We start from the raw sequence: 15,604 nt of genomic DNA, 5'->3' as shown, positions 1-15,604 counted from the left end.
ATGCTTTTAATTAAGTTTTATTATTAGGGGAAATTTATTTTATTAATAAATGCTTCGGTAAATCTTCAACGCGTTCACAACATAGTTGTTCCATCACTTGTTGTAATTCTGTTTTTAAAAGTGAAATAGTATGATCACCACCTTTATGCCCTAAAGCCGAAACTCCATACATAAATGAGCGTCCCATAAATGTAAATTTAGCTCCAGTAGCAAGCGATCTAGCAACATCAGGACCTGATCTGATACCACTATCCATCATCACTTCAATTTGATCGCCATATTTAGCAGCAATATGAGATAGAGGTTTAATTGTAGATTCTCCTGCGTCTAATTGTCTTCCTCCATGATTAGAAACAATAATACCATCCAAACCTAAACGAATTGCTTCTTTAGTATCTTCTTCTGAAGCCACACCTTTAAGTACAATCTTACCTTTCCACATATCACGGATAGGTTTTATTTTTTCTTCGTTTAAACGACCAGAAAACGTCGCATCCATAAACTTACCCAATTGTTTTAAATCTAAACCTTTAGGCATGTATGGCTTAAGAGTTTCAAAGTTAGGCTGACCGTAACGTAAGGTATTCATGGCCCATTTTGGTTTTCCTAAAACTTGCAAAATGTTTTTAACAGACATCTTAGGTGGCATTGCCAAACCGTTTCTTATATCTCTTGGTCTAAACCCAAAAGTTGGCACATCACATAGAATGACTAATACAGGACATTCTGCAGCAGCAGCTCTCTTTATAATATCGTCTCTTAAACGATCTTCCGTTGGGTGGTATAACTGAAACCAAGCTTTTCCTTCGGTGAGTTCTGCAGCCCGTTCTATACTTGTTGTTGTTACCGTACTTAAAATGAATGGCACATTGTGTTTGTGTGCCGCTTTTGCTAAGATTTCTGGAGCATTTGGCCACATTAAACCTTGTAATCCTACTGGTGCGATTCCAAAAGGAGCATCATATTCAATACCAAATAACTTTGTTTTTAAATTAGCTCCGTTAAAATCTCTTAAGTATTGTGGAATTAATTGTACATCTCTTAATTCTGAAGTATTTCGGTGAAGATTAACATCTTCGTTGCAGCCACCATCGAGGTATTCAAAAGCAAATTTGGGTATCATTTTTTCTGCCTTTGTTCTTAAATCATCTACTGATGGGTATTTTGAGTTAAATTCTATAGCCATTGTTATGCGTCTTGTAGTTGGTAATTTTTATCTGTTAATTTTCAGTTTTTATTGAAAGCAAAATCAAAAACTTTCATTATTGGTGCTTATATTTTTTTAGAGTTCTATAACCGTAAAGCGCAATAAAACAGAAACAAATAAATGGTAGAATGAAAGAGAAGTTAACACCAGAAAATGGCCCTATCTTTTCAGTATCTATCATTAATCCTTGTAAAATTGGCATTAAAGCCCCACCAACAATTGCCATTACTAAACCAGCTGCACCAATAGCAGTATCGTCTGCTCTTAAACCGTCTAATGCAATACCGTAAATGGTAGGGAACATTAAAGACATAAATGCTGAAGTAGCTACTAGTAAATAAAGACCTGCTATACCTTCAATTAATATAACACCAGATGTGGTTGCCATAGCACAAAGTGCAAAAATCATAAGTAGTTTTCTAGAGTTAACATACTTCATTAAAAATGTACTTATAAATCGACTGCATAAAAATATAGCCATGGCTACAATGTTGTAGTTTTGAGCTTCTGCTTTTGGTATGCCTAAGTTTCCTGCGTATTGAATGATAAATGTCCAACACATAATTTGAGCGGCAACATAGAATAATTGCGCTAAAACTCCTTCTTTATATTTTCCGTTTTTGAATAATCTTTTAAATGACGATGCCGCACTGGTTGGATTATCGCTAACCTTCCTTTTTGGCATTTTAGTGATAGAAATAACCACTAACATGGCGATAACAACAAAACCAAGAATAACATAAGGGTTTCTAATAATTTCTAAATCGTGAGTTCTAATAACGGCTTTTTGAGCTTCGCTTAACGTATTGAAAATAAGTTCGCCAGCCTCGTTACGTTTGTCAGAATCTAAAGCGGTAAGTATAAATTTAGATGCTACAAACATGCCAAACAACGACCCGATAGGGTTGAAGGCTTGTGCTAAGTTTAAACGTTGCGTTGCCGTACGTTCATCTCCCATTGATAGTATAAAAGGATTGGCTGTGGTTTCTAAAAAGGCTAATCCAAAGGTTAATATATAAAGTGAGCCTAAAAAGAATCCAAAAACTTCAAATTTTGCCGCTGGATAAAACAATAAAGCTCCAAAGGCGTAAAGGGTTAAACCTAAAAGAATTCCTTTTTTATAACTATATTTTCTAACAAAAAGTGCCGCAGGAATAGCCATCGTTGCATAACCACCATAAAAAGCTAATTGTACTAATGCGGCTTTTGCTGTTGAAATTTCCATTACAGTTCCAAATGCAGCTACCATAGGATTTGTAATATCATTAGCAAAACCCCAAAGTGCAAACAAAGATGTGATGAGTACAAATGGTACTATGACCTCTTTAGATACTACTGGTATTTTTGTTGAATTCGTCATTTAGTCTTAGTTTTTTGTTTCAATGAAAAAAAGCACCATTCAAATTAAAATCTAAAAATGAATAGTGCTTTAATAATCTGATATTAATGTCTATCTGTATTGTGCGTAAATCACTTTTGTTTGAAGGTATTCTTCCATACCATGTTTTCCATCAGCTCCACCAATTCCAGATTTTTTCCATCCAGCATGGAAGCCTTGGATAGCTTCAAAATGTTCTCTATTGATATAGGTTTCTCCATATTGTAATTCTTCAGCAGCATGCATTACTTTGTTGAAGTTTTCTGAGAAAATTGATGATGTTAAACCATACTCAGAATCATTGGCCAATGCAATAGCTTCATCTAGCGTACTAAATTTCATTACTGGTAATACAGGACCAAAAACTTCATCTTGGATGATTTGCATATCCTGTCTTACGTTAGTTAATAATGTAGGTTGGTAAAAATAACCTTTATCAAACTGGGTAGATTTACCTCCACCAACTAAAACTTCTGCACCTTCTTTTTTAGCAAATTCAACCATTTCTGCTACTTTATCTAATTGCGCTTTAGAAACCAATGCACTCATGTCAGGATTGTTTTCAGAAAAAGCATCTTCTACTTTTAAAGCGTTCATTTTAGCCGTAACCATTTCTAAAAACTGATCGTGAATAGATTCTTCAACATACACACGTTCTGCACAATTACATACTTGTCCGCTATAAATAATTCTAGAACCAACAACGGCATTAACCGCCAATTCTAAATTTGCATCGGCACAAACAATCGCAGGAGCTTTACCACCTAATTCTAAAGATACTTTTGTAATATTTTCAGAAGCAGCTTCCATAACTTTCTGACCTGCAAATACACTACCAGTTAAACTGATAATACCTGTAATTGGACTTTTAGATAAAGCGTTTCCAACTATTGGTCCAGAACCACACACAAAGTTTAATACACCAGCAGGTAATTCTATTTTTTGGATTAAATCTACCCACTCCATAATTGTGTTTGGTGCAATGCAACTTGGCTTAATTACACAAGTATTTCCTGTAATTAATGATCCAGCAACTTTTCTTGCCATTACAAAAAATGGGAAGTTCCAAGGTAAAATCCCTACAGCAACACCAATAGGTGCTTTATGTAAAAAGATGTGTTCTTTTTTACGGTCACTTTGTATAATTTCACCTTCTATTCGTCTTGCAAAACCTGCATAATAATCAAAATAATCAGCTGTAACATCAATTTCTACTTGCGCTAAGCCTATCACTTTTGCTTGTTCTGCTGCTAAAGTTTCAGCTAAAAACACACGATTTTCACGAATGACATCAGCCATTTTATGTAAATAGCCAGCACGTTCAACGGCTGTAAGAGATTTCCAAGCATGTTGTGATGCTTTAGCCGCATCTAATGCTTTATTTGCATCTTCAACAGATCCATGTGGTATCTCTGACAATACTTCTTCTGTACAAGGGTTAAGTACTTTTGTTACTTCTGAAGAAGTAGATTTTACAAACTTTCCGTTTATAAATTGATTAAATTCTTTCATGAGTGTTTACGTTTAGTTTATGTTGTGATATGTTTAATAAATTCGATGTTTTTATTATAATTAAACAAAAAATCGAATTCTTATTTGCCAATGTGGTTAACAAACATATATAACAATGTGTTTTTAGAATTTATCCATATTAATCAATAATATGTATAATTTAAACATCGAAGGGTTTCTGTGTTTAAAATTCAAACAGCATATAATGTTGAAAACCCCATAAATTGTTATAGAAATTTGTTGACCTACAACCGAATGGTATTGGTCTCTACAAAGAATGATATAATTAACTAAAGCACGTTTCTCAAATCCGTCAATTGCTTGCTCAAAATCCTCATAAGCTTAAAAACACACATAATAAGACAGAAACCTTAAGTATTTGGAAAGAGAAGTTTAGGTGTATTTTCCAGATTTGTAGGATGCCGGAGTTAATCCTGTAACCGATTTAAATACCCTTGAAAAATGATAGCGGTCCGAAAACCCTAAATTGAATGCGACATTTTCAATGGATTTATTAGTATGCTCAAATAACTCGCAGGATTTTGCGATTTTTCTGTTTTGAACAAATTGATGTAAGGTTACATTCATCTCTTCTTTAAATAATCTGGCAAACGAATTTGGTGCCATATTTACCAGTGCAGACATTTGGGTATTGCTGAGTTTTTTATCAAGATTGACTTCAATATAACGGATGACCTTTAAAACACGCTCGTCTATATTAATGGTTTTCCATAATTCTGGACCAATATTAGTGAGTGCTTCTTTAATAAAGGCTTGTAACTTTAAATTAAAAGTGAGTTTAAAATCTTTGTTTTCCACTTTTAGGCGATCGGTTAAATAGTTTAATCTGTCTTTTAAGTAATCGGTTAATTCAATTTTTAAAATACCAGGAAAAACACTGTCAAAAGGCACACCTAGGTTAAAATGCGCAAAGAAGTGAATGAGAAACATATTTTCTAAATCGGCTTCATTGTGTTTAGCGTTCAATTGTTTCCCTGAAACATGAATGCCTTCATTATAAATATGATTCTTTGTATAGCGCGACGAAAACGAGGTAAATGGAGGAATTATATAAATATGATTCGGATCCATTTCAAAAACAGTGTCTTGGTGAATTAATTGGCCTCCTGTGTTTTTATTCCAATATAGCCTCCAAAACGGAAAAACCATTTCATGACAGTCCCATAAATCTAATAACCAATATCGGCAACATAACATCTTTAATTTCAGGTCAATGAAATTTTGATGATTTGCTGAAGGATCGCCTAATTCAATTTCTTTTACAAACTTCATGAAGCACTAATGTTTGAATTAGATACAAAAATACAGATTTTGAATATTTAATAAGGAGTAATGTGTGTCTAATTTTGTTACAATAATTTTATTTAAAACGATATGAACCATCCATAACTAAAAACGCAATACTTAATGTTATGATTAATATGGATGCACCATTTGACAAATAAAAATAATAAACACAAACAAATGAAAACGATAAAACTCCCAGTACAGGTAGAAGCAGAATTAAAAAAAGTATCCGAAGTCGCGGGTTATTTATGGCAACGTGAATGGGCAGAGCGAAATGCAGGAAACATTTCAATGAACTTAACCTCTTACTTTACAAAAGAAGAAGTACAAGGTATTGGAACAGAAGTTCCGTTTGAATTTCCAAAAGGAGCTGCTGGATTTGTAATTTACATTACAGGTACAGGTTGTTATTTGAGAGATTTAGTAGATAAGCTTGAAGAAGCGTCTTGTATCTTATATATCAATGAAGATGCTACAGCGTATTCCGTTATTTGGGGTGGTAAGCGTGAAAATTTTGGACCAACGTGTGAGTTAATTTCTCATGCAAGTATCCATTTATTTAACTCTATTCATCATCCAGAAAATTTAGCGGTTGTGCACACACACCCATTAGAGTTAATCTGTATGAGTCATCACGAGTTATTTGATAATGAAGAAGAATTAAACAGACAAATCTGGATGATGTGTCCTGAGGTTAAAGTATTTGTACCAAAAGGTATTCACTGTACACCTTATGCTTTATCTAGTACAGCAGCTTTAGCAGATGTAACTATGGAAGCCTTTAAAACAAGAAACGTATCCTTATGGGAAAAGCATGGAGCAACAGCTACAGCGCCAGATGTAATGCAAGCTTGGGACTTTTTAGATGTTGCCAATAAAGGAGCTAAGATGTTAATGATGTGTTGGGCAGCAGGTTTTAAACCCGCAGGACTTTCAAACGAACAATTAACAGAATTAGAGCAATTCACATAATAAAAAAATATAATCATGAGTAGATTAATAGGTAGACTACCAAAAGTAGGCATTCGTCCGGTGATTGATGGACGTGAATTAGGAGTTAGAGAGTCTTTAGAAGTTCAAACTATGGACATGGCTAAAGCCGCAGCTAAGCTAATAGAAGACAATTTACGTTTCCCTAGCGGAGAAAAAGTAGAAGTTGTTATTGCAGATACCACTATTGGAGGTGTTGCAGATGCAGCAGCTTGTGCAGATAAATTTAAAAGAGAAGGAGTAGAAGTATCATTAACAGTAACACCATGTTGGTGTTATGGAACAGAAGTTATGGATACCGATCCTTTAACACCTAAAGCAGTTTGGGGTTTTAACGGAACAGAAAGACCAGGAGCTGTATATTTAGCAGCAGCCTTAGCAGGTTATTCTCAAAAAGGATTACCAGCGTTTGGAATTTATGGTAAAGAAGTTCAAGATAGTGGTGATCAAACCATTCCTCAAGATGTTTCAGAAAAAATATTACGTTTCACAAAAGGCGCTTTAGCAGTGGCTCAAATGAAAGGTAAATCGTATTTATCTATAGGATACAGTTCTATGGGTATTGCAGGTTCTATGGTAGATGTCAACTTTTTACAAGATTACTTAGGTGTAAGAGCTGAGTTTGTAGAGTCTGTAGAGCTTTTAAGACGTATTGATGAAGGTATTTACGATCATGACGAATTTGAAAAAGCTTTAGCTTGGACCAAAGCAAACTGTAAAGAAGGTAAAGATTATAACAGTCCTGAAGCTCAAAAATCAGCAGAAGAAAAAGATGCTGAATGGGAAAAGGTTGTAAAAATGACATTAATCTGTAAAGATTTAATGAACGGAAACCCTAAGTTAAAAGAAATGGGATTCGGTGAAGAATCTAAAGGTAGAAATGCCATTATGGGAGGTTTCCAAGGACAACGTCAGTGGACCGATTACCAACCCAACGCCGATTTCACAGAATCTATTTTAAACTCGTCTTTTGATTGGAATGGTATTCGTCAAGCGTACACATTTGCAACTGAAAACGATTGTTTAAACGCAATTTCTATGTTGTTTGGGCACTTGTTAACCAACAAAGCGCAATTATTCTCAGATGTCCGTACGTACTGGAGTCCTGAGTCAGTAGAACGTGTAACAGGTAAGAAATTAACTGGTATTGCAGAGAACGGAATTATTCACTTAATCAATTCTGGTTCTACAACCTTAGATGCTACAGCACAACAAACAGATGCTGATGGTAATCCTACAATGAAACCATTCTGGGAAATTACAGAAGAAGAAGTTCAAAAATGTTTAGATAACACCAAATGGCCAGCAGCAATTGCTGAATATTTTAGAGGTGGAGGATTCTCTTCTCAGTTTAAAACAAGAGGTGAATTACCAATGACGATGTGTAGATTAAACTTGGTAAAAGGGATTGGACCAGTGTTACAAATTGTAGAAGGCTGGAGTGTTGAATTGCCTGAGGATGTTCACGAAATTTTAAATGAAAGAACAAACCCAACTTGGCCAACAACTTGGTTTGTACCAAGAACAACAGGGACTGGTTTCTTTAAAGATGTGTATACGGTAATGGCAAAATGGGGAGCCAACCATGGAGCGATTTCTCATGGACATATTGGTGCCGATTTAATTTCGTTAGCTGCCATGTTACGTATTCCTGTGAACATGCATAATGTTAGTGAAGACGACGTATTTAGACCAAGTGCATGGTCTGCTTTTGGCGAAGGCTTAGAAGGCGCAGATTATAGAGCTTGTGAAAATTATGGTCCGTTATATGGATTTAAAAACTAATTAGAATAACTCAAAAGGGTGCTTGGCTTTAAAACCAAACACCCTTTTTTTAATTTAGAACTGTGATGGTGAATGTAATTGCTGTAATTGATATAGGGAAAACAAATAAAAAAATACTCTTGTTTAATGAAGAGTTTGACGTCGTATACAGAAATGCAACGCGATTTGATGAAGTTGCTGATGAAGACGGTTACCCTTGTGATGATATCGAATCTATAGAAAACTGGATTCAAAATGAGATAAAAAGAATACAAGCTGAAGGCGACTATGCTATAAAGGCTATTAACTTTTCTACGCATGGTGCTAGTCTTATTTATTTAGATAAAAATGGTCATAGGATTACACCATTATATAATTATTTAAAGCCGTTAAGCTTAGATACGTATCATGAGTTTTATGATGCTAATGGAGGTCAGGAAGAGTTTTCTAGAAAAACAGCATCTCCGGCTTATGGTATGCTAAACACAGGACTTCAAATTTTAAAATTACAAAAAGAAAAACCAGAATTTTGGAATAAGGTAGATAAGATTTTACATTACCCACAATACTTAAGTTATCTTTTTACCAAAAAAGTAACTGCAGATTTTACATCTGTAGGTGCACATACAGCAACCTGGGATTTTGATACCATGCAGTATCATCAATGGATTTCTGATTATAAATTAAATTTACCGACACCACAAAATGGGAAAGAAGCTATAGTCACCACATTTAATGGACAAGAAATAGCCGTTGGAACAGGTTTACATGATAGTTCGGCGTCTATTATTCCGTTATTAGAAACAGAAAAAGACAACGAATTTATTTTACTATCTACAGGAACTTGGATTATAGCCATGAATCCGTTTAGCAAGGAAACCTTAACACAACACCAGTTAAAAAATAACTGTCTGTGTTTTATGACTCCACATAAACAGCAGATAAAATCGTCTATGCAATTTCTTGGAAAAATCCATGAAGTCTATATCGCTGCTTTAAGTACGTATTTTAAAGTAGATATTGATACCCATTTACAATTAGAGCTAAATGAAACGCTTTGTAATGAACTTATAAATACAAATGCACGCGTATTTTTAGCAGAAGGTATTGATAGTGATTTTGAAGCACATCCTTATTTATTAACTAATTATAAGGATTACGAAGCGGCTTATTATCAATTAGTTTTTGAAATTAGCAAAAAAGTAATTCAAGGTATTAATTTAATTTCTGATGAAAATTCAGCAATTAAAGACATTTATATTTCTGGTGGATTTAATAAAAACCTAATATTTATAGCCTTCTTAAAGCTGTTAAAAACAGATATTGAAATAAAAATTTCTGATTGTAAAAATGAAAGTGCTTTAGGTGCTGCATTGATGATGAAATCATATATCTAAAGAAATTAAAGCAACTATTATGAGTCATCAAAAAACGACTTTAGGGGAATTTATTATAAAAAACCAAGCTTCGTTTCCCTTTTCTAGTGGAGAACTATCAAGTCTTTTAAACGCATTGCGTTTGGCTGCAAAAGTGGTGAATCATGAGGTGAATAAAGCGGGTTTAGTAGATCTTTTTGGCGATTCAGGTGATGTTAATGTACAAGGAGAGCATCAACAAAAATTAGATGTATTTGCGAATAAAACATTTATTCAATCTTTAAAAAATAGAAATATTGTTTGTGGTATAGTTTCAGAAGAGAATGATGAATTTATAACCATTGAAGGTCGTGATAAAGAATCAAATGGGAAGTATGTCGTATTGATGGATCCTTTGGATGGTTCTTCTAATATTGATGTGAATGTGTCTGTTGGAACTATTTTTTCAATTTATAGACGCTTAACTCCGCCAGGTACTCCTGTAGAAGAAAAAGACTTTTTACAACCAGGCAGAAACCAAGTGGCCGCAGGTTATATTGTGTATGGCACGTCCACCATGTTGGTGTATACCACAGGAGATGGTGTTAATGGCTTTACGCTTAATCCAGCCATTGGTTCTTTTTACCTTTCGCATCCAGATATGAAATTCCCAGAGCAAGGTGCTATTTATTCGGTAAACCAAGGTAATTATAGTCATTTTCCAGAAGGGGTAAAGCAATATATCAAATACTGTCAGCAGATAGAAGCAGATAGACCTTATTCACAACGCTATATTGGTTCTTTAGTTTCCGATTTTCATAGAAACATGATAAAAGGAGGGATTTATTTATACCCAAATAGTACTGTTAATACCGATGGTAAATTAAGATTACTTTACGAATGTAATCCCATGGCATTTTTAACAGAGCAGGCAAATGGTATAGCTACTGATGGTGAGCGAAGTATATTGGATATTGTGCCTACTCATATTCATGAGCGTGCTCCGTTTTATTGTGGAAGTCGTGATATGATAAAAAAATTACTTGAATTTATTAGTCAATAAATTAAAATACGTATATTCTTGTGTCAAACTAAATATATAACATGCGTAGAATTATATGCTTTCTTTGTGTTTTAATAACACTATTGATTCAACAAGCTTATTCTCAAAACTTTGAAAGAATTTCTAATAAAGAAGGGTTTAATCAAAATACGGTTAATGCCATAGAACAAGATAAATATGGATTTTTATGGTATGCCACTCCTAATGGTTTAATTCGTTATGATGGCTATGAGTTTAAAACATTCAGCACCCAATCTAAAGATGAGCAAACCATTTCTAGTAATAATATTACTTATTTATTTAACGATAACAATGGTATTCTTTGGATAGGTACCAATGTTGGAGTTAATATCTATGTGCCTTGGCTAGAACGCTTTTTTACAGTTCCAATAAACTATAATATTGATGTTAATAAGATTGCTTCCAAAAACGATGACTATGTTTGGATTACGTCTCCTAAACAATTAATACGCTGCCAATTAAAGGATGTAAATAATGGTGTTTTTGAAGTTTCTGAGAATGCACTTGATTTAAAAGAAGCGGATTTAGAGGTTAATACATTTACATTTGGTCAAAATGCTTCAATCTTTTTAGGTACAACAGATGGCTTAAAAAAAGTGAAGTACCCATCGGAAAGTCCAATATTAAAATCGGCACTTCCAGCTGTAGATGATTTTGATTTTTTTAAGGATAAAGAAATCACTGAAATTATAAAAGTGGATAACATATTTTGGATTGGTACAACAGAAGGGTTGTACAGTTCAAATTTAGATTCAAACTCAGATTACCTTGTTAAGAAAATAAAAGTTCCAAATCAAGATTCTACATTTTATGTCAATAGTCTTTTTAAAGATAATGATAATGCCATTTGGATAGGAACAACAGGTGACGGGCTCTATAAATTTAATCCAATTCTAAATTCTTTTAAGCATTTTAATTACGATCCAAAGAATAAAAACAGCATCAGTAGTCATCAAATTAATGCCGTATATCAAGATAGTTTTAATGTGCTTTGGGTAGGTACAGCACAAGGTGGAATTAATAAATTAGATCTTTTTCAAAAACCATTTTATTCCTATACTAACAACCCTTACGATAAGTTTTCTATTGGTGATAATTTAATCACCTCAATTTTAGAAGATAACACCGGCAAGATTTGGATTTCAGGTTACAATAAAAAATTATTTAGAAGTATAGATGCCATTACTGAAAACAATATAGATAAGCTTAAATACGAAGACTTACAAAGTCAATTACCTATTGAAAGTACCGATGTTATACGATGTATTTATCAGGATGATAAAAACTATATTTGGTTTGGTACCGATAAAAAAGTCATTGTTTACAGTCCTATAAGAAAGGATTTTAAAGGCGTTCAGCTTTTATCTAGAAATGGAAAAGCGTCTTTATTCTTAACACGAAAAATTGCGCAAATCAATGATACAGATATTGTTTTAGCAGGGAATAGAATTATTGTTTTAGAAAATCCTTGGAAGGACATCGATAATACTAGGCAACCTAAAATCACTATCAAATCTAGTTTAAAAATCGCTGCCAATAGAGTGCAGTCTTTTTTGCAAGATCGCAAGAATCAATTGTGGTTTGGTACAGATAAAGGTTTATTACAATGCAGTTATATAGATGGTAAAATTGAAACTATAAGAGAATATAACGACTCTAAAGCAGATAATAGTAAACTAAGTTACAATAGTATTTTTTCACTCTATGAAGATGATAAAAAGAATATTTGGATAGGGACTTTTGGTGGAGGTTTAAATAAACTGACCTTAGATAGCGATAGCAATCCTTTGAGCATGGAGTATTTTCGAAAAAATGATGTTTTACCAGATGATGTTATTTATGGAATTCTACCACAAGACAATAGCGATAACTTATGGATTAGTACAGATATGGGATTAGTTCGGTTTAATACGGACTCAAACAAAGTCAATGTTTTTGATGTAAGTGATGGTTTAATTCAAAATAATTTTAGACAATCGGCATATACCTTAGGCGCATCTGGTTATATGTATTTTGGTGGTTTAAATGGTCTAACAATTTTTGATCCTCAGAAAATAGCCTTAAATAGACAGTCGCCAAGAGTTTTAATTACATCGTTATTAATTAATAATAAACCTGTAAAAATTGGTGAAAAATTTAATGATATTACGATACTAGAAAAAGCAATTTCAGAAACAGATACCGTAACTATCTCTAAAAGTCAGCGTATTATTTCCTTTAATTTAGTTGCAGAACATACTTCAGCTCCTGCTAAAAATAAGATAGCTTATAAATTAGAAGGTTTTAATAAAGATTGGGTAGAAACAGACGAAGGTAAATCTGCTGTAACTTATACTAATTTATCTGATGGGACTTATACATTAAAAATGAAATCGGCTAATGGAGATGGTATTTGGAGTGATTCAACCAAATCTTTAACCTTAGTTGTTTTACCACTTTGGTACCAAACATGGTGGAGTTATACATTATTGGTACTCATATTTTTAGGAATTGGGGTCGGAATTGTGTTCTATTTTGTTCAGCATGAAAAATTGAAACAAAAACTTATATACGAGCAATTAGATAAAGATAGGGTAGAAGTCATTAACCAAGGTAAATTTAAATATTTTACCAATTTATCTCATGAGTTTAGAACGCCTTTAACTTTAATTTCAGGGCCTTTAGATAGAGTAATTGAAAACAATACCAATCCAGAAAGTGAACGCTTTTTAACGATTATAAAGCGAAATACACACCGACTTTTAAGTTTAATAGATCAATTAATCACGTTTAGACAAGCAGAACAAGGGTATTTGAACTTAAATTATACAAAGTCTACTTTAGGTGACTTTTTATATCCAACTACAGAAGCTTTTGAAAATTATGCCTTAGAAAAGAACATTAATTTTTATTATAAAATAAGCTCTCCAAACGAAGAGATTGTTATTGATGTTGAAAAATTGGAAAGAATACTTTTTAACCTGCTTTCAAACGCTTTTAAAAACACACCAGTTCAAGGAACGATTAGTATTGATGCTTCTATTGTATTTGAAGAGGGCGTGAAAAATATAAAAATAGATGTTATCGATACAGGAAAAGGTATTCCAAAAGAGAGTTTAAATAACATTTTTGAACGATTTTATCAATTAGGAAATCAAGATGGCAATGTAAGTGGCGGAGGTATTGGTTTATCTTTTTGTAAATCTTTAGTAGAATTATTTAATGGTCGTATTTCGGTAAAAAGTAAACCAAATAAAGAAACCCGTTTTACAGTTGTGATTCCATCTTCAACTATTGAAGAAGTTAATATGGAAGGCAGTGATGCAAATAAATCATTCATTAAAAATTGGGTGCCTTTACAAGGTAATACCATTGAAGAGGCTAATCTTAGCAAAAAAAGTGAGAAACAGCACAATGTTTTAGTTGTTGAAAACGAATTAGATATTCAAGACTTTCTGAATAATGCCTTATCAGATAAATATAATATTACCATAGCAAATAATGGGGTAGAAGCACTAGAAGAAATTAAAAAGACAGAATTTAGCACAATTATAAGTGATGTGATGATGCCAGAAATGGATGGCTTTGAATTGTGTAAACGTATTAAAGCAAATCCAGAAACTTGTCAATTGCCTGTTTTACTATTAACGGCTTTGGGTGATAATGTGGATTTAATTAAAGGTTTAGAATTTGGAGCCGATGAATATATTAGCAAACCATTTTCTTTAAAACACTTGGAGCTTAGGCTCAAAAAATTAATTGAAAATAACGAGAAGATAAAAGATTATTTTTCAAAGAATAGCTTGCCTCCAAAAAATAAAAAAGAATTAGGCTTTTCTAAAAGAGATTTAGAGTTTTTAGAAAATATAACTGAAATAATAGAGCAAAATTTATCGAATTCAAATTTTGGGGTAGAAGAATTGTCTAAAGAAGCAGGCTTGAGTTCATCTCATTTTTATAGAAAATTAAAGCAATTAACGGGGCAAGTTCCAAATGCTTATTTACGTAATTTTAGATTACAAAGAGCAGCAGAGTTGTTAGATAGTAATCATGGTTATAATGTTGCAGAAGTCATGTATCAAATAGGTATTGAGTCTAATTCTTATTTTTCTACATCATTTAAAAAATTGCATGGAGTATCGCCTTCAGAATATTCAAAAAGAGGGAAATGATAGTTTTCAGCAACTAAATGATGAATGAAAGAACGTCATAAAAGCATATATAAATTATGTTTGTTGTTCAAACAATTAATTAATATTAAAACCATTTTAACATTATGAAAAAAACAATATTATTTGTCGTATTTAGTATCGCAATGTGTACGTCATTATTTGCTCAAAAAAATGTAGACAAAAAAGTAAATGCATACGTAGAAGCTGTAGAAAGTAAAATAACTTTAACAAGTGAAGAAAAGGCTACTTTAATAACATTAAAAGAAGCACACGTAAAAGCTGTTTCTGAAGTTAATGAAAAGTATGAAAAAGGTTCTGAAGAATTAAAGGCAAAAAGAAAAGAAAGCAATAAGGAATTTTCGAAATCGCTTAATAAGGCCTTTGGAAAAGAGAGAGCCAAAGAAATAAAAAATGCTTCTAAGAAGAATAAAAGCAAAAACAAAAAGAAGAAAAAGAAAAATTAATTTTTCTATAATTAGGTGCTATACAATGTTTAGTTTTTAAACAGATTAAGTTTATCCTAATTTAAATAAGTCTAAATTTTAGTGTCCTTTAAAATATTCAGATAGTGAATATTTTAAAGGACATTATTTTTATTGAAATCTGAGAGATATAATTTAACAAAGCCTTTATGCTGAAGGCGTAAAAAGTATGGATAGATAGGCTTTCTTTAATTAGCTAAGGTTCCGTCACCTGAAGTGATAATTAACGTTTATAACTCATCTATAAGAAGATAATGAGTTGCAAACGAGGTCTAGGTTTAAAGATTCCAAATCTTATTAAAATGATTTAGTACCTAAGTCTCTATTTGCAAACAGCATACTAAATTCTTTTTAAAATTTAATATGCTGTTAT

10 protein-coding genes are annotated in these 15,604 nt (G+C 32.7%); 6 read left to right on the top strand and 4 right to left on the bottom strand.

Annotated features, from left to right (window positions below; all coding sequences use genetic code 11):
- Window positions 1-34 precede the first annotated feature (34 nt).
- From VDP25_RS01960 to VDP25_RS01945, 4 genes are all read right to left on the bottom strand, one after another.
- Window positions 35-1,186 carry an alpha-hydroxy acid oxidase gene (locus VDP25_RS01960; protein ID WP_334466200.1) on the bottom strand — a complete coding sequence of 384 codons (1,152 nt, stop codon included), beginning with the start codon at window positions 1,184-1,186 and terminating at the stop codon, window positions 35-37.
- A gap of 76 nt (window positions 1,187-1,262) precedes the next feature.
- Window positions 1,263-2,567, bottom strand: a complete 1,305-nt coding sequence (gene fucP, locus VDP25_RS01955) for an L-fucose:H+ symporter permease (protein WP_334466198.1) — start codon at window positions 2,565-2,567, stop codon at window positions 1,263-1,265.
- A 90-nt stretch (window positions 2,568-2,657) separates the two neighbouring features.
- Window positions 2,658-4,097, bottom strand: a complete 1,440-nt coding sequence (gene aldA, locus VDP25_RS01950) for an aldehyde dehydrogenase (protein ID WP_334466195.1) — start codon at window positions 4,095-4,097, stop codon at window positions 2,658-2,660.
- Between the two features lie 393 nt (window positions 4,098-4,490).
- Window positions 4,491-5,390 (bottom strand): AraC family transcriptional regulator, encoded by a 900-nt coding sequence (locus VDP25_RS01945; protein WP_334466192.1) that lies wholly within the window; start codon window positions 5,388-5,390, stop codon window positions 4,491-4,493.
- 192 nt (window positions 5,391-5,582) lie between these two features.
- On the opposite strand from VDP25_RS01945, the gene rhaD reads away from it, so the two are divergent.
- From rhaD to VDP25_RS01915, 6 genes are all read left to right on the top strand, one after another.
- Window positions 5,583-6,377 carry a rhamnulose-1-phosphate aldolase gene (gene rhaD, locus VDP25_RS01940; protein WP_334466189.1) on the top strand — a complete coding sequence of 265 codons (795 nt, stop codon included), beginning with the start codon at window positions 5,583-5,585 and terminating at the stop codon, window positions 6,375-6,377.
- 15 nt (window positions 6,378-6,392) lie between these two features.
- A complete protein-coding gene (locus tag VDP25_RS01935; protein WP_334466186.1) occupies window positions 6,393-8,180 on the top strand; it encodes an L-fucose isomerase in 1,788 nt (595 codons plus the stop codon).
- Window positions 8,181-8,245: 65 nt separating this feature from the next.
- Window positions 8,246-9,556: an FGGY family carbohydrate kinase gene (locus VDP25_RS01930; RefSeq protein ID WP_334466183.1), complete on the top strand. Its 1,311-nt coding sequence runs from the start codon at window positions 8,246-8,248 to the stop codon at window positions 9,554-9,556.
- A gap of 19 nt (window positions 9,557-9,575) precedes the next feature.
- Window positions 9,576-10,577: a class 1 fructose-bisphosphatase gene (fbp, locus tag VDP25_RS01925; RefSeq protein ID WP_334466181.1), complete on the top strand. Its 1,002-nt coding sequence runs from the start codon at window positions 9,576-9,578 to the stop codon at window positions 10,575-10,577.
- A 41-nt stretch (window positions 10,578-10,618) separates the two neighbouring features.
- Window positions 10,619-14,749 carry a hybrid sensor histidine kinase/response regulator transcription factor gene (locus VDP25_RS01920; RefSeq protein ID WP_334466179.1) on the top strand — a complete coding sequence of 1,377 codons (4,131 nt, stop codon included), beginning with the start codon at window positions 10,619-10,621 and terminating at the stop codon, window positions 14,747-14,749.
- Window positions 14,750-14,853: 104 nt separating this feature from the next.
- Complete coding sequence (locus VDP25_RS01915; protein WP_334466176.1) at window positions 14,854-15,213, top strand: hypothetical protein; 360 nt, start codon at window positions 14,854-14,856, stop codon at window positions 15,211-15,213.
- Window positions 15,214-15,604 lie beyond the last annotated feature (391 nt).

The sequence above is a fragment of the Winogradskyella sp. ECml5-4 genome (genome assembly GCF_036903175.1).
Lineage (GTDB): Bacteria > Bacteroidota > Bacteroidia > Flavobacteriales > Flavobacteriaceae > Winogradskyella > Winogradskyella damuponensis.
Note: the sequence above shows the minus strand (reverse complement) of the source record. Positions and strands in the feature narration are given on the sequence as shown.